Genomic DNA, 15,703 nt, shown 5'->3' with positions numbered 1-15,703 from the left:
CTGCTGGACCGCGTGCGCTTCCGCCCCATGACCCTGCCCGACCGCTTCATCGACCACAACACGCAGGCCGCGCAATACCATGAGGCCGGGCTGGATGCGGTGGCCATCACCAATACCGCCCTTGAGGCGCTGGGTGTCGGAATCAGCATGACGCAGCCCTTGCTAAAGACAGCAAACGGACCGAAATCATGAACATTATGAAACATGTCCTGAAAACCACCTCGCTGGCGCTGTGCGCCGGACTGATGGCGGCACCGGTCGTCCCTGCCGTCCTCCCCCTTCATGCAGCCCATGCGGCCAGCGCATCCGATGCGCAGGTGCAGGAGCCGATCAAGGGCCTGTATGCAGCGCTGGAGCGCGTGCAGGCCAAGGGCAGCGGTTCGTTCGCGCAGCGCTCCCAGATGCTGGCCCCGGCCATCGACCACGCCTATGACATCGAGACCGTGCTCGCATCCTCCATCGGGCCACGTTACGCTGGGCTGAGCGATGACCAGAAGCAGGCCCTGCTGACCACATTCCGCGAATTCACCATCGCCCGCTATGTTTCCAGCTTCAAGCCCGGCAGCGACGCCCGCTTCACCATCGACCCGACCGTCACCCCTTCCCCCGTTGGCAATGACCGTATTGTTGTAACACATATCGGATCGTCCGATGACCCGAGCGGGACCGAAATCAACTACGTCATGCGTTCGGGCGCCAAGGGATGGCGCATCGTTGACGTGCTGCTCAATGCCCACATAAGCCAGGTCGCGGCCCAGCGGGCGGACTTCAGCTCCGCGCTGTCGGGCGGGGATGTGCAGAAACTGACGACTCTGCTACAGAAAAAGATCAAAACGTTCTCGGAAGAGTGATATTACACTCCCCTGACACCGTTTTCTAATCAGCTCCATACGCGGGACCTTGCCGGAAAGATAATGTCTGTTTTCAACGCTCTTGTTTCACCCGCCGGACTGGCCGCGACCGTTGCGGCCGCCGGGTGCATGCAGGCAGCGCTTGGCACTTTTCTGGTCTCGCGTTTCCGGTGGCAGGAAAAACGTGTGGACCGGACGGTGCCCATGCCTCCGGTCTCCGTGCTCAAGCCCCTCCATGGCGATGAACCGCTGCTGGAGGAAGCGCTTGAAAGCTTCTGCACGCAGGATTACCCGCAGATGCAGATCGTCTTTGGCGTACAGGCCGAAGACGATGCGGCGATCCCGATCGTACGCCGCCTGATGGAACGCCACCCGGACGTGCGGATGGAACTGGTGATTGACCCCACCTTCCATGGCGTCAACCGCAAGATCGGCAACCTGATCAACATCATGACGCGCGTGGAGCATGATGTGCTGGTCATTTCCGATTCGGATATCCACGTCGCCCCCGATTACCTGCGGCATGTGGTGGGCGCCATGGTGCCCGACAATGTCGGTCTGGTCACGACGCTTTACGCGGGGCTGCCGGCCTCCCCCACCGTGCCGCGCCTGCTGGCGGCATGCCAGATCAACCACAATTTCCTGCCCGGCGTGATGCTGTCCCGCTATCTGGGGCGGCAGGACTGCCTTGGCGCGACCATGGCGCTGCGGCGGTCCATGCTGGACGAGATCGGCGGGCTGGAAGCGCTCGTGCCGCATGTGGCCGATGATGCGATACTGGGCCGCTACGTACGCGACCGTGGCAAGGATATCGCCATTGCCGCGTGCATGACATGGACCACCGTGGGCGAGACCTCGATGCGCGAAGTGCTGGCGCATGAACTGCGCTGGGGCCGGACCGTCAAGACGCTGGAGCCGGCGGGGTACGCCGCGTCCACCATCCAGCTCCCCCTGTTCTGGGCCACCGTGGCCGTGCTTGCCGCGCCGCATGCGGCCTGGACATGGTTCTTCTTTCTTGGTGCATGGGGATGGCGGGCCGTCTGTTCCTTCATCCTGGACCGGACGCTGGCGCAACGCAGCCTGCTGCCGCTACTACTCCTGCCATTGCGCGACTGGATTTCGGCTGCGGTCATGGTGGGCAGTGTCACGGGCACGCGGGTCGCATGGCGGGGGCAGACAATGCATGTCACGCCCCATTCGGTCATGACACCACGGTCGCAACCGGCTTCCCCCGGTGACTGACCCGCCGCCCGCAGGTTGAACTGCTTGAGAATTCCACCCCTGTAGTCAATAAGAACGGGTATCAAGGGAACCCATTCCCCGCCAGAACCCGAGGATATGCGTAGCATGATGAAAACCCTGTTTCTCCAGCCGCCTTCGTTTGACGGATTCGATGGCGGGGCCGGTTCCCGCTATCAGGCCAAGCGGGAAATCAAGTCGTTCTGGTACCCGACATGGCTTGCGCAGCCGGCCGCCATGGTCGAAGGCAGCCGCCTGATCGATGCGCCGCCCGCGCGCATGGGCATGGAGCCGATCCTGGAAGACGTGCGCAACCGTGACCTGGTCGTCATGCACACCTCCACCCCGTCCTTTGCATCCGATGTGCGCGTCGCCCAGATGCTCAAGGACGCGAACCCGAAGGTGAAGATCGGCATGGTCGGCGCGAAGGTTGCGGTCCAGCCGGAAGAAAGCCTGCTGAACGCCCCGCCGGTCGATTTCGTGGCGCGTAACGAATTCGACTTCACCATCAAGGAAATGGCGGAAGGCCGCGACTGGAAGGATGTCGATGGCATTTCCTGGCGCGACGCCGATGGCAAGATCGTCCATAACCGCGACCGCGCGATGATCGAGGACATGGACAGCCTGCCGTTCGTGACCGAAGTGTACAAGCGCGACCTGAAGATCGAGGATTACTTCATCGGGTACCTCATGCACCCGTATATCTCGATCTATACCGGCCGTGGCTGCAAGTCGCGCTGCACCTTCTGCCTGTGGCCGCAGACGGTGGGCGGTCACCACTACCGTACCCGCAGCCCCGAGCACGTGGCGGCAGAAATCCGGCTGGCGAAGCAGTATTTCCCGCAGGTCAAGGAATTCTTCTTCGACGACGACACCTTCACCGATGACCTGCCGCGCGCCGAAGCGATCGCCAAGGAACTGGGCAAACTGGGGGTTACGTGGTCGTGCAACGCGAAGGCCAATGTGCCCCGCAAGACGCTGGAAGTGCTGAAGGCCAACGGCCTGCGCCTGCTGCTGGTCGGTTACGAAAGCGGCAACCAGCAGATCCTGCACAACATCAAGAAGGGCATGCGCGTCGAGACGGCGCGTGAGTTCACCAAGAACTGCCACGAACTCGGCATCAAGATCCACGGCACCTTCATCCTTGGCCTGCCGGGCGAGACGAAGGAGACCATTCAGGAAACCATCCGCTTCGCCACCGAGATCAACCCGCACACGCTGCAGGTTTCACTGGCGGCACCCTACCCCGGCACGTTCCTGCACAAGCAGGCGACCGAGAATGGCTGGCTGGATGAAAAGAACGCCGAACTGATCGACGATAACGGCGTGCAGATCGCACCGCTGCACTACCCGCACCTGTCGCACACGGAAATCTTCCAGAGCGTGGAGGAATTCTACCGCAAGTTCTATTTCCGCGCGCCCAAGATCGCCTCGATCGTGAACGAGATGGTCCGCAGCCCGCAGATGATGAAGCGCCGCCTGCGCGAAGGGGTGGAGTTCTTCCAGTTCCTGCGCGAACGCCGCGCCGCCTGATCGGGCTTCCTGCGATTACCCCATGCCGGGACCTTCGGGTTCCGGCATTTCTTTTGTCATGCCACCCGGTTTTGCATCATGAAGCGCGTCATCATATCCGCCGATGATTTCGGCCTGTCCGAAGAAGTCAACGAGGCGATCGAGATCGCCCATCGGGACGGATTGCTGTCAACCGCAAGCCTGATGGTATCCGGTCCCGCCGCGGCCGATGCCGTGCGGCGCGCGAAAAAGCTGCCGGACCTGCGGGTGGGGCTGCACCTTGTCGCGATCGAGGGGCCGGCCACCCTGCCGCCTGCCGATATCCCGCTGCTGGTGCCGCAGGACGGGCAGTTCCCCTCCGACCAGTTGAAGCTGGGGGTCGAGTATTTCTTCCGCCCCGCCGTACGCCGTGAACTGGCCGCCGAGATCGAGGCCCAGTTCCGCGCCTTTGCCGCAACGGGGCTTGCGCTGGACCACGCCAATGCGCACAAGCACATGCACCTGCATCCCACGGTCGGGCGGTACATGATCGAAAGCGGCCTGCGCCATGGCCTGCGCGCGATCCGCGTGCCGCTGGAACCGCCCGAGCCGCTTTATGCCGCGGGCACCTATACCGATACATTGGGGGATGCGGCGCTACGCCGCTGGACCGGCCTGCTGCGCCACCAGGCGCACAAGGCGGGGCTGGTCACGAATGACTGGTGTTTCGGGCTGGCATGGAGCGGGCATATGACGACCGACCGGGTATCGGCCCTTGCCGCCCACCTGCCGGACGGGTTGTCGGAAATCTATTTCCACCCGGCCACGGCAAAGAACAGGCTGCTGCAACGGCTCATGCCCACCTATGAGCATGAAGCTGAATTCCGCACGCTATGCGCCCCCGGTTTCCGATCCGGCCTGACCCATTCGGGGGCCGTGCCCACCACGTGGACGGACGTGGCCCGCGCATCCTGACGGGCCACCCCTGACGGCGGGACAGGTCAGCCGAGGCTGCTCTTGACCCATTCCTTAAGCTGGCTCTTGGGCAGGGCGCCGGTTTTGCTGGCAACCGGCATGCCGTCCCTGAACAGGATCAGCGTCGGGATGCCGCGCACGCCGTATTCGTTGGGCGTGTTGGGGTTGTCGTCGATATTGACCTTGGCGACAGTCATCTTACCCTTGAATTCAGACCCGATTTCATCCAGCGCCGGTGCGATCATCTTGCACGGGCCGCACCATTCCGCCCAGAAATCGACCAGAACGGGTTCCTTGGATTCCAGAACCTGCGTCTTGAACTGGCCGTCGCTTACGGCAATCGTGTTTTCACTCATCACTCAAAACTCCTTTGTGGCGGCCAACGCCGCCCTGTCCTGCTGACATGGCCATGCCGACGCATGCGGTCAAGTCGCAGCGGCCATATCCGGCGCATACCGGTCCAGCAGCGTAGCAGGCAGAATGTCAACGCGCACGCCCTCCGTCCAGACCAGGGCGCACATCACCTGCCTGCCGGGATAGACCCCGCGCAGCAGGGCACGGTAGGCCGCCATCTGCCGCAGGTACAGCACCGGCGTCCTGTCAACGTCGACAGGTGGTGTGCGGTTTGTCTTGAAATCGCACACCATCACCGTATCCGCGCCGACCGCCATGCGGTCCACCTGCCCCACGATCACCTGCTGGCCCACGATACCGGCCAGCGGCTGTTCCGCCCGGCTGCCGGGGGCGAACAGGGGGCCAAGGCGCGGCATGTCCATGACCGCAAGCACCTGCGTCACCAGCGATTCACACTGCGCGGGGTCCAGTCCCGCCGCCGGGCGCGACAGCCATGACCAGGCAAGTGCGGCCCGTTCATCGGCAGGGCAGTCCGGCAGGTACTGCAACAGGGCATGCACCAGTTGCCCGCGTTGCAGGGCGCGGGCGCGCTGGCCGGTCTGGTCGGCGCGGTTCCGCACGGTGCTGGCGGAAACCAGTGGCGACCGCACGGCGGGCTGGGGGCCAAGTGCTATGTCATCGGGGCGGCTGGGGGCCAGCGGTCGGGCCAGTGGCCCCTCCATGACCGGCATGACAGGCCGCCACAGCGGGGCATGACCCATCCATTCCGGCAGGGCGGGCGCGTGTGCGGGGGCCAGCGGGCCATTATCGGCGCGGGCGGCCCGCGCGGGCGGGACCGTGCGCGCTTCCTCCAGCACCAGGCTTTCACCCTCCCAGCCCAGGTCGAAAGGCCGTGCCGTGGCCCCGGCACTTTCAAACCCCTGACGGCACAGGTCATACCAGCAGCCTTCGGGCACGCCGCGCCGGGGTTCCCACCCGCATATCACCAGCCGGTCGCTGGCGCGGGTCAGGGCGACATACAGCAGGCGGTTATATTCCTCCGCCGCCTCGCGGCGTATCTTCTCCTGCACGGATGCCGTCACATCCGTGGCCAGTTCGCGTCGTGGCACCCAGATCGGGATATCGAGTCCCGTGGTCCTGTCGGTTTCCCACAATATGTTGGTGTCCGAACGCGGCGTTGCGATCGTATCGGGCAGGATGACAAGGCGCGCCTGCAATCCCTTCGCCCCGTGCGCGGTCATGACACGCACCATGTTGGCCGACGCATCGGGTTCATGCCGCACGGTTTCATCCGATGCGTTCAGCCAGTGCAGGAACCCCTGCAGGGAAATGGCGTGCGTTTCCTCAAACCGCAGGGCGGCCGACAGCAGTTCGTCCACCGGCTCCACCGCTTCCGGCCCAAGGCGGGCCAGCAGCCGGGCGCGACCACCCAGCGGGCCAAGGGCTTCGGCCAGAAGCTGGTACGGCGTGGCGTAATCAACCTGGCGGAACAGCGTGTTGAGGATATGCCACGCCGCCGACCAGTCGGGCCGTTCCGCATGCCGCGCCCGCAGCACCGCCCAGAGCGGCTGCCCGTCGCGCCCGGTCGCCAGATGCATGAGCGAATCGTCATCCAGCCCGCCGATGGGGGATGTCAGCACGCAGGCCAGCGTCAGGTCATCCTGCGGCAGCAGCAGGGCCGCGCACAAAGCCATGAGGTCCTGCACCGCAAGCTGGTCGGTCAGCACGGTGCGCACCAGTGTGGCCACCGGCACGTCATTGCTTTTCAGCGCCCGGATCAGCGCGCGCGCGAAGGCTGACCGACGCGGCACAAGGATCAGCACGTCCCCGGGCGCCAGCGGCGCTTCGCCCGCCGGGGGGGGCGTGCGCAACTGCCGGGCGATCCATCCCGCCAGTGTATCGGCCAGGCGCTGCTGCGCCGTGGACTGCCCGGCGTTACGGGTCGGGGCCAGCCACGGGCTTATGTCCGTCTCGTCAGGTTCCACCGGCACGGGGGGCCAGATTTCCACGCACCCGCCCTGCCCCGGCCGGGCGGTGACATGGGCGGGAATGGTGCCATCAGGCTCCACCACGCCACGGGCGGCGGCGGGATTGGCGAACACGCTGTCCACCAGTTTCAGCACGGGCGCCGTTGAACGGAAGGAAACCGTCAGCGCCGGTTCGCGCCATATGGCGCGGGCGGCGGCGGCACTGCGGCGGAATCGCTGCCGCCATGCGCGGAAGGCCTCCGGGTCCGCACCCTGGAAGGAATAGATCGACTGCTTGTAATCCCCCACCGCGAAGATGGTGCGGGGGCAGCCATCATCATGCGTACCTTCGCCTGCGAAGAATTCCGCCGTAAGCCCACCGGCAATGGCCCACTGGTCGGGAGAAGTATCCTGCACCTCGTCCAGCAGCAGGTGATCGATCCCGCCATCAAGCTTGTACAGCACCCATGCCGCGCCGGGGTCATCAAGCAACTGCAACGTGCGGTCGATCAGGTCGTCATAATCGACCATGCCCTGCGCGTTCTTGCGCGTGGCGTAGCGTTCGAGCACCGGCTGGGCCACGGACAGCAGGGCGCAGGTCAGTTCAAACACCGTAATGGCGCGCAACTGCTGGTCGATGCCAATGACCCGCGCGGCTTCAGCCAGAAGCTGGTCAACCAGATTGGGACAGTCCGCAGCCACCTTGGCGTTCAGGCCACCACGCTGGCGGGGTTCGCCCTTCTGCGTCAGCAGGCCACCGCGCCATGTGGACCAGTCCGCCGCGCGGGCAGCCATGTCCTGCCCCAGCCACGCCAGCATGGTTTCCGCCTGCGCCCGTACCTTGGGCGACCCTTCCCGCACCACATAGCGCAGGCCATCACGCAGGGCGTCCTCGTCCGGGATCGCAGCACAGGCATGACGCAGCACCGCGTCCACGCTGCGCCCGCTTATGCCCAGCAGCCGCATGAGCGCCGTTTCCACGCCTGCGCGATCGACCATCCACCGGCGCGCCACCGGCAGCATGCGGCGCGACTGGGCCTGCAGCCGGGCGATCAGCGCGGTGAAATCCCCCACCCCGATCTGCCCCGCCAGCATGGCGACGGCGGGACCACCCTGCCCCACCACGTCCTCCACCGCCGCGCGCTGCGCCAGGCGGGCATCGGTTTCCTCGATCAGGGTAAAATGCGGGCTGATCGCGGCCTCGACCGGGAAGCGCCGCAGTAGCGACTGGCAGAAGGCATGGATGGTGCCGATGCGCATGCCACCGGGCAGGTCCAGCACGCGGGCGAACAGTTCGCGCGCCACGCGACGGGTTTCCGCGCCCGCAGGCACGGACAGGCGTGCCAGTTCACGGTCCAGTTCCGCATCGGGCAGCATGACCCACTGGCCCAGGCGGCTTTGCAGGCGGATGGACATTTCGGCCGCCGCCGCCTTGGTAAAGGTCAGGCACAGGATACGGCCGGGGTCGCTGCCGGGCACGCGCGTCATGACGCCATCGCGGTCGGGCACGTCACGCGGCAGCATGAGGCGCAGCAGCCGGTCGATCAGCAGCTTGGTCTTGCCACTGCCGGCGGAGGCGGAAACGAACACCGACGCCTGCGGGTCGGATGCCTCCGCCTGGCTGCGATTGGCGATATCGATGGCGGACGCCATGCCGTCACCCTTCGTCATGACCCTGTTCATCCGCCATTCTCCTCACGCGCGGCACTCCATTCCGCGACACGGGCCAGATGGGCGTAATCGGCGAAACGCGGTTCCTCCCCCGGGAAGGGATGGGACAGGTAAGGCTGGTCAGGATTGTCATAGGCCCTAACCAGCGCAAACAGCCCATCCTTGCACTCCGAAATCAGCGTGGTCAGTTCCCCGCGTCGCGCCACATCCAGCACCTGCGCCGGGACATGGCCGCCGGTCAGCCGCCAGTACACCAGTTCCGCAACCCTGCCCGCGACCGGGGGCGGGAAACCGCCGCTTTCGATCATCGCCGCCTCCAGCACAAGCTGCGACTGCCAGCCTTCCATCACGCTGCGCCGGGTGGGCAGCGTGCCGGTCTTGTAGTCGAACAGGCTCAGGCCGCCATCGCCATGCAGGTCGATCCGGTCCGCGCGCCCGCGCAGGGTGAAGGGGCCTGCGGGCAGGTCCTCCAGCCGTATCGTGCCCCCCAGTTCCGTCAGCACGGTGCGGGGGCCGCCGGTGGCGCGGCGCGCTTCCTCGGCCTGCGCGCACCATGCGGCGATACGCTCCAGCCGGGGCGCCCACCATGCCGCAAGGGCGGGACGCAGGTCGGCCGCCCGCAGCACATCGGCAAATACGTCGCGCATGCGGGCCGCGCCATCATGCGGCCAGTCGGATGGATGGGCGCGAAACCAGCGATCCAGCGCCGCATGCACGATCTGCCCGTAATCGGCGGCATCGGCCAGTTCCTCCAGATCCGCCAGCGGGCGCAGGCGCAGGATGCGCCGGGCGTAAATGGCGTAGGGGTCGCGCATCCATGTCTCGATTTCCGTCACCGACAGGCTGCGCGGGCGCAGGCCCACCGCAGGGCGTGGCCGTGGCGGGGCAACGGGCACGGCCGCACCCTGTGGCCGGTCAAGGCTGTCCAGCCAGCGCAGCGCCGGATGCGCCGGAAGGCCATGGCCATGCCCCGCCAGATACGCATCCAGCCGCACCAGCCACCGCGCGGGCACCGTCGGCGCGCCCTGCCGGCGGGCGGCCAGCGACAGCACCACATTGGGCGCGGCACAGGCACAGGACACGAAATCATGCGCCGCCTGCCCAATCGCCCATTCGGGTGACGGCAGGCCGACACGCGTGCGCATGGGGCGGCTCATCCACGGACCCGGATCGGTCGCGGGGGGCCAGACGGTTTCCACCAGGCCGCCCAGCACGATGGTGTCCGCTGTCTGCAACCGGGCTTCCAGCAGGCCCCAGATGAACACGCGCGGATGCACCGCCATGCCCTCACGCCCCCGCACGGCGCGCCGTCCCTGCACCGTCATGCCCGCAAGCGAGGACGCCAGCAGCCCGTTCAGCGCACCGATACGCGCATCGGGCAACACGTCGCACCATGCCAGCATCGCACTCATATGCTGGCCCAGCGCGTTGCCTTCCTCGCCCGCCCACAGCCGTTCCGCCCCATCCGCCATGTCGGTCGTGGCCAGCGCCTGCGCGGTTTCCACCAGTGCCGCCAGCAGGACGGAAACCGGCACCAGCGTGCTGCCCGGCAGGGCCAGCAGCGGGCCGAAGGCGGTTTCCAGCCGGTCGAGGAAGGCGTTGATTTCCTCCGGCGCATCAGGCGCGTCGGCCAGCGCGCCATGCGGGTCATCGGCCGCGCGCGCCAGTGCGCTACGCAGGCCCGCAATACCCGGCGGCGGGGCCGGGCCACGCAGAACGAGTCGTTCAAGCTGGCGCGCGCTGGCGCGACAGTTGCCCGGTGACAGCCCGCAGGCCGCCAGCGGGTGCTTGATGACCGACAGCAGGGCAACCGGCGACAGCCCGCCATCCACCGCCTGCACGATCAGCCGCAGGAAGGCGGTCTGCGGTACGGTCAGCAGGCTTTCGCCCGCGCTGTCATCGGCAATGACGCCCCAGCGCACCAGTTCCGTCGCCACACGTCCGGCCAATGCGCGATCCGGCGTGACAAGGGCGGCACGCCGGCCCGGCTGTTCCAGCACCTGCCGCAGCACCATGGCGATGGCGGCGGCTTCCTCCTGCTGGTCGGCGCTGCGCAGGACCGACAGGCCATCGGCCGCCACGGGCGCATCCGGCGCGCGCCAGCGGTCCAGCGCATGGGCGGGCAGCAATGCGCGGGCCAGCAGGCTGGCGCGGGAGACGGGGCTGCTGGCCACGCCGCCATCGCCCAGGGTGTCCCACTGTTCCATGCAGGCGCGTTCAATGCCCAGTTCGGCCAGCATACGCGCCGTGCCCGCCTGCGGATGGTCGGGTGGCAGGCGCTGCCAGACATCATCATCGCAACCCATGTCCACGCCGGGCAGCACCAGCAGCCCATCTGGCAGGGACATGACAGCACGCAGCATGGCGATGGTGGAGGGCACGGCATCGGAAAAACCGGCGGCCCATATGGGATAGCCCGATGGCGGCGGTGTCTCCATCCACCGCGCGGCCTGTGCATGCAGCAGGGCCGTCTGGCGGGCGACGGGGTTCATCACCCCCTGTTCCGCCAGCCACGCGGGCCATACGCTGGTGACGATGGACAGGAATTCCAGCGTCTGGTGCCAGTGCTGGGCAAAGTCACCATCCGCCGCGTGGGGCAGGCGTTCGCACAGGTCGCATTCCGCCCATTCCGCCTCATCCATCAGGTCCGCCAGCGCACGCGCCAGTGGCCAGGCCTGGTCCACGCCCTGCACATCGCCAAACGCCTTGCCCGCCTGCATGACCAGCAGCGTCAGCGTCGCCAGCCGCCGGACGGGATCGACCGCGGGCGGCAGTTCCAGCGCATTGCATCCCGACAGCGCCAGCGAGGCCTCGTCCAGCGCGGCAATGGGCGCGATACGGGGCAGCAGGATGGGCCGGCCATCGACCTGCCGCACGAAGGCTTCGGTCAACGCGCGGGCGGCACGGCGACTGGGCAGCAGGATCACGCCATCGCCACAGGCCTGCGGATCATGGCCCGCCTGTTCCAGCCAGCGGGCGGCGATCTGGTCCACAAAGGACACATGTGGCGGCACGACCGCCGCACGCCCCCGCACGCAGGCGGTCGCGGCCCCGATCATATATCGTTGTCCGAATCCGGGTTCAGGGCCGAATGCAGCACGCGCTCCGCCGCATCGATATCGGCGGGGCGGGACAGGTGGAACCACAGCGAATCGTGCACGATCACGCCCAGCCTGCCCGCCGCCATCGCGCGGTCCCACAGCCGGTTCATGCTGAACCCGCCTTCCGGCGCGCCATCGAACAGCGCGGGGGAGACGATCTGCACGCCCGTAAAGACATAGGGAGTGATTTCCCCCGCGCGCGGGCGACGCGGCACGCCATGCGCGTTCACCGCGAAATCCCCGTGCCCGACTTCGCCCACCGCGCGCGTCATGGCCCCCAGCAGCAGCATGGCGTCCATGCGTTCGGGGTCGAACGCAGCCGCCAGCCTGCGCAGCGCGGGCACCGGCCCGTTGAGCCACATGGCATCGCCATTGAGCAGGAAGAACGGCCCCGGCCCCAGCCGTCCCGCCCGCAGGGCGGTCGCCGCGCTGCCCCCGGTTTCCAGCAGGGTGGGTTCGGACTGTTCAATCGTGACCGGCCCGCGATGGGCGGCCCGGCGGGCTTCAAGGGCTGCATGGATGTCATCGGGCCGCCAGTGGGCATTGACCACCACCTGCTGCACGCCACAGGCCTCCAGCCGGTCCAGCACGTGATCCAGAATGGGCTGTCCCGCCACGCGCAGCAGCGGCTTGGGCATCGATTCGCTCAGCGGCCGCATCCGCCGCCCCAGACCGGCTGCGAAAACCATGGCGGTATGGGGCATGTTCACGCCCATGATGCATCTCCTGTCCCGAAAACGGCTGATTGCGCCAGCCGCGTATCCCATCCCTCCAGCCGGGCGATGCGCCCGCCCGTCGCATCGGGCGCCATGGTAATACGCAACGCATCAGGGGGGGCAAGCGTGCCCAGGCGCTGCGGCCATTCCACAAGGACGATGCCCTCACGCGCATCGTCCCAGCCCAGTTCATGCACGCCTTCCGGCCCGTCCAGCCGCCACAGGTCGAAATGCGCGACCTCGCCCACCGGCGCGTCATAGACCTGCACCAGCGTGTAGGAGGGACTTGGCACTTCCATCTCCGCGTCCCCGCACAGGGCGCGCAGCAGGGCGCGCGCCAGCGTGGTCTTGCCAGCGCCCAGATCCCCTTCCAGCAGCACGCAGTCGCCCGCGCGCAGCACGCGGGCCAGCGCGCGGCCAAGGGCTGTCGTGGCCTGTGTGTCGGGCAGGGAAATTTCACGCATTGGCGGTTCTGTCCCCTGCTTTTGCACGATTATATCTCATGGACCGATTGTGCCCCTCCATCGCGCCCACACACAAGGGGCGATGGAAAGGATGTGCCAAAGCGCTTGCGCCAGCGCCCGCAACAACGCAAAACCGCACGTGACATATGCCTTTGAACCCGACCACGGACCGCGGAATACCAGAGCCGGACATGACCATGCCCTCCCCCACCCACACCACCGATGTCGCCATTATCGGCGCAGGCCCTGCCGGGCTGTTCGCCGCATTTGAATGCGGGATGCTCAAGCTTGGCTGCATCATCATCGATGCGCTGGATGAAATCGGGGGGCAGTGCACCGCGCTGTATCCCGAAAAGCCGATTTACGACATCCCCGCCCACCCCGCGATCGAGGGTGGCGCGCTGATCGAAGCCCTTGACCGCCAGATCGCCCCCTTTGCCGTGCCCCGCCTGCTGGGCCGCCGGGTGGAACGGCTGGAAGGCACGCGCGGCGGTTTCGTGCTGGGCACGTCCAGCGGGGATGTCATCGCGGCGCGCGCGGTCATCATCGCGGCGGGGGCTGGCGCGTTCGGCCCCAACCGTCCGCCGCTTGACGGGCTGGACACATTCGAACGGACTGGCGGCGTGCAGTATTTCGTCCGCCGCCGCGCCGATTTCGCGGACAAAGACGTGCTGATCGCCGGCGGTGGCGATTCCGCGGTGGACTGGGCGCTGGCCCTGCGCGATGTGGCGCGCAGCGTGAAACTGGTGCATCGGCGCGACCGCTTCCGCGCCGCCCCCGAAAGCCTGCGCCAGCTTGATGACGCCGTGGCGCTGGGGCAGGTGGAAAAGATCATCGGCTACCAGTTGCATGGCCTGCATGGCGCGCAGGGGCATCTGACCGGCGTGGACCTTGCGACACTGGATGGCACGGTGCGGCATGTGGCCTGCGACCACCTGCTGCCCTTCTTCGGGCTGGCGACCGACCTCGGCCCGATCGCGCAGTGGGGGCTGGACACCATACGCGGCACCATTCCCGTCACCCCTTCCACCTGTGAAAGCAGCCTGCCCGGCATTTTCGCGGTTGGCGATGTCGCGACCTATCCCGGCAAGCTGAAGCTGATCCTGCAGGGCTTTACCGAAGGGGCCATGGCCGCCCACGCCATCCACCCCATCGTCCACCCCGATACGGCGCTGCATTTTGAATATTCGACCAGCAAGGGCGTGCCAGCGGGCTGATTCCAGCCATCCCGTGCTGTCATAACAGAAACGGTTGACCATTCCCGCGCTGTGGCGCATCCCCGGTATGTTGATGATGGAAGTAAGGATGAAACGGTGAAAGTGATCGTTCTGGGCGCGGGCGTAGTGGGTGTCACTGCGGCATGGTACCTGGCCAAGGCCGGGCATGACGTCACGGTCGTGGACCGCCAGCCCGCCGCCGCACTGGAAACCTCCTTCGCCAATGCGGGACAGATTTCACCGGGCTTTTCCTCGCCATGGGCGGAACCGGCCCTGCCGCTGAAGGTCCTGCGGTGGATGGCCAGCCGCCATGCGCCCATCGTGATCCGCCCGCGCATCGATTTCGCGATGATGCGCTGGATCGAGCAGCTTCTGGCCAACTGCAACGCGCATGACTACGACATCAACAAGTCCCGCATGCTGCGTATCGCAGAATACAGCCGTGACTGCCTTGACGCCCTGCGTCGCGACACCGGCATTACCTATGATGATGAACAGCGTGGACTGATCCAGCTTTTCCGCACGCAGAAGCAGGTTGACCATGCCGCCCGCGACATGTCCCTGCTGGACCAGGCGGGCATTGCGCACGAATTCCTCAGCCCCGATGAAATCGCCCGGCACGAACCGGGCCTTATGGAAAACCGGCACCTGTTCAAGGGCGGCCTGCGCCTGCCGGGTGATGAATCGGGCGACTGCCACATGTTCACCCAGCGCCTGGCGCAGAAGGCGGAAGAGGAACTGGGCGTCACCTTCCATTATGAAACCACGGTCGAGGCGCTGGATGCCTCGGCCACGGATATTTTTGGCGTGCGCACGTCGGCCGGCCGCATGACGGCGGATGCCTATGTCGTGTCCATGGGCAGCTATTCGCCGCTGCTGCTGCGCCCGCTCGGGCTGCACCTGCCGGTCTATCCCACCAAGGGGTATTCCCTGACGCTGCCGGTGACCGATGCCGCGCGCGCGCCGGTTTCCACCGTCAATGACGCGACATACAAGGTGTCCATCACCCGCCTGGGCGACCGTATCCGCATTGGCGGCACGGCGGAACTGGCGGGCTACAACCTGCGCCTGCGCCGCGACCGGCGGGAACTGCTGGAACTGTCGTTTTCCGAACTGTTCGGCGCCAGTGGCGACATGTCGCAGGGGGCATACTGGACCGGGCTGCGTCCCAGCACGCCTGATGGCACGCCGGTCATCGGGCCTGCGGGGCGTTTTTCCAACCTGTGGCTCAATACCGGCCATGGCACGCTGGGCTGGACCATGGCGTGCGGATCGGGCCGCGTGCTGGCCGACAGGATGAGCGGCAAGCGCACCGAAATCCCCTGCCTGGACCTGTCGCTGGACCGTTACACCACGGCCTGAGACACTGCTCAAAAATGACCGTTTGATAAAAATAAAAAGTTTTTGGGTGCCGCCTTTTTCCAGGGCCTGTTGGGGATTAGCGTGAATTGATGACTGCGGCTACGAGATAGATCATGGCCGAGAATGACCTGTCTGTCTTGTCGCTGCGCATGGCGATGCGCTTGAACTCCTTGAGTTTGCAGAAGAAGTTCTCGACAAGATGGCGCGCTTTGAACAGGGCTTTATCGAACGGGCGTCTGTCGAGGCGGTTTTTGCGCTGGGGAATGACCACACAGGCGCCTTGCGCGCGTATGCT

12 protein-coding genes and 1 pseudogene are annotated in these 15,703 nt (G+C 66.4%); 7 read left to right on the top strand and 6 right to left on the bottom strand.

From position 1 onward, the window contains the following. From CFR76_RS15995 to hpnK, 5 genes are all read left to right on the top strand, one after another. Positions 1-192 (top strand): hypothetical protein (locus CFR76_RS15995; RefSeq protein ID WP_141301289.1); only part of this gene is annotated, 192 nt, incomplete at its 5' end. Continuing rightward, positions 189-851 (top strand): ABC transporter substrate-binding protein, encoded by a 663-nt coding sequence (locus CFR76_RS15990; RefSeq protein WP_110557835.1) that lies wholly within the window; start codon positions 189-191, stop codon positions 849-851. The genes CFR76_RS15995 and CFR76_RS15990, both read left to right, overlap by 4 nt. A 63-nt stretch (positions 852-914) precedes the next feature. Beyond that, positions 915-2,093, top strand: coding sequence for a bacteriohopanetetrol glucosamine biosynthesis glycosyltransferase HpnI (gene hpnI / locus CFR76_RS15985; protein WP_110557834.1), 1,179 nt, complete (start codon positions 915-917; stop codon positions 2,091-2,093). A 105-nt stretch (positions 2,094-2,198) separates the two neighbouring features. Continuing rightward, positions 2,199-3,623 (top strand): hopanoid biosynthesis associated radical SAM protein HpnJ, encoded by a 1,425-nt coding sequence (gene hpnJ / locus CFR76_RS15980; protein WP_110557833.1) that lies wholly within the window; start codon positions 2,199-2,201, stop codon positions 3,621-3,623. A 78-nt stretch (positions 3,624-3,701) separates the two neighbouring features. Further along, a complete protein-coding gene (gene hpnK / locus CFR76_RS15975) occupies positions 3,702-4,556 on the top strand; it encodes a hopanoid biosynthesis-associated protein HpnK (protein ID WP_110557832.1) in 855 nt (284 codons plus the stop codon). A 26-nt stretch (positions 4,557-4,582) separates the two neighbouring features. Here hpnK and trxA read toward each other — a convergent pair whose 3' ends face one another. The 5 genes from trxA to tsaE form a co-directional block, all read right to left on the bottom strand. After that, entirely contained in the window at positions 4,583-4,912 is a 330-nt protein-coding gene (gene trxA / locus CFR76_RS15970; protein ID WP_110557831.1) for a thioredoxin TrxA, read from the bottom strand. A 69-nt stretch (positions 4,913-4,981) separates the two neighbouring features. After that, a complete protein-coding gene (gene addA / locus CFR76_RS15965) occupies positions 4,982-8,560 on the bottom strand; it encodes a double-strand break repair helicase AddA (protein WP_110557830.1) in 3,579 nt (1,192 codons plus the stop codon). Then, complete coding sequence (addB, locus tag CFR76_RS15960; RefSeq protein ID WP_110557829.1) at positions 8,557-11,607, bottom strand: double-strand break repair protein AddB; 3,051 nt, start codon at positions 11,605-11,607, stop codon at positions 8,557-8,559. The genes addA and addB overlap by 4 nt, the downstream gene beginning before the upstream one ends. Continuing rightward, complete coding sequence (locus CFR76_RS15955) at positions 11,604-12,365, bottom strand: nucleotidyltransferase family protein (RefSeq protein ID WP_110557828.1); 762 nt, start codon at positions 12,363-12,365, stop codon at positions 11,604-11,606. The genes addB and CFR76_RS15955 overlap by 4 nt, the downstream gene beginning before the upstream one ends. Further along, on the bottom strand, positions 12,356-12,829 hold the full coding sequence (tsaE, locus tag CFR76_RS15950) for a tRNA (adenosine(37)-N6)-threonylcarbamoyltransferase complex ATPase subunit type 1 TsaE (RefSeq protein ID WP_110557827.1): 474 nt from the start codon (positions 12,827-12,829) through the stop codon (positions 12,356-12,358). The genes CFR76_RS15955 and tsaE overlap by 10 nt, the downstream gene beginning before the upstream one ends. A 191-nt stretch (positions 12,830-13,020) precedes the next feature. On the opposite strand from tsaE, the gene CFR76_RS15945 reads away from it, so the two are divergent. Next, positions 13,021-14,046, top strand: coding sequence for an NAD(P)/FAD-dependent oxidoreductase (locus CFR76_RS15945; protein ID WP_110557826.1), 1,026 nt, complete (start codon positions 13,021-13,023; stop codon positions 14,044-14,046). A gap of 96 nt (positions 14,047-14,142) precedes the next feature. Then, positions 14,143-15,408 (top strand): D-amino acid dehydrogenase, encoded by a 1,266-nt coding sequence (locus CFR76_RS15940; RefSeq protein WP_110557836.1) that lies wholly within the window; start codon positions 14,143-14,145, stop codon positions 15,406-15,408. Between the two features lie 76 nt (positions 15,409-15,484). Here the strand turns inward: CFR76_RS15940 and CFR76_RS15935 are convergent. After that, positions 15,485-15,703 (bottom strand): annotated as a pseudogene (locus tag CFR76_RS15935) (IS5/IS1182 family transposase); the annotation flags it as partial.

The sequence above is a fragment of the Komagataeibacter swingsii genome (assembly GCF_003207895.1).
GTDB lineage: Bacteria > Pseudomonadota > Alphaproteobacteria > Acetobacterales > Acetobacteraceae > Komagataeibacter > Komagataeibacter swingsii.
The sequence above is the reverse complement of the archived record's forward strand: the minus strand, read 5'-3'. Positions and strand labels throughout refer to the sequence as shown.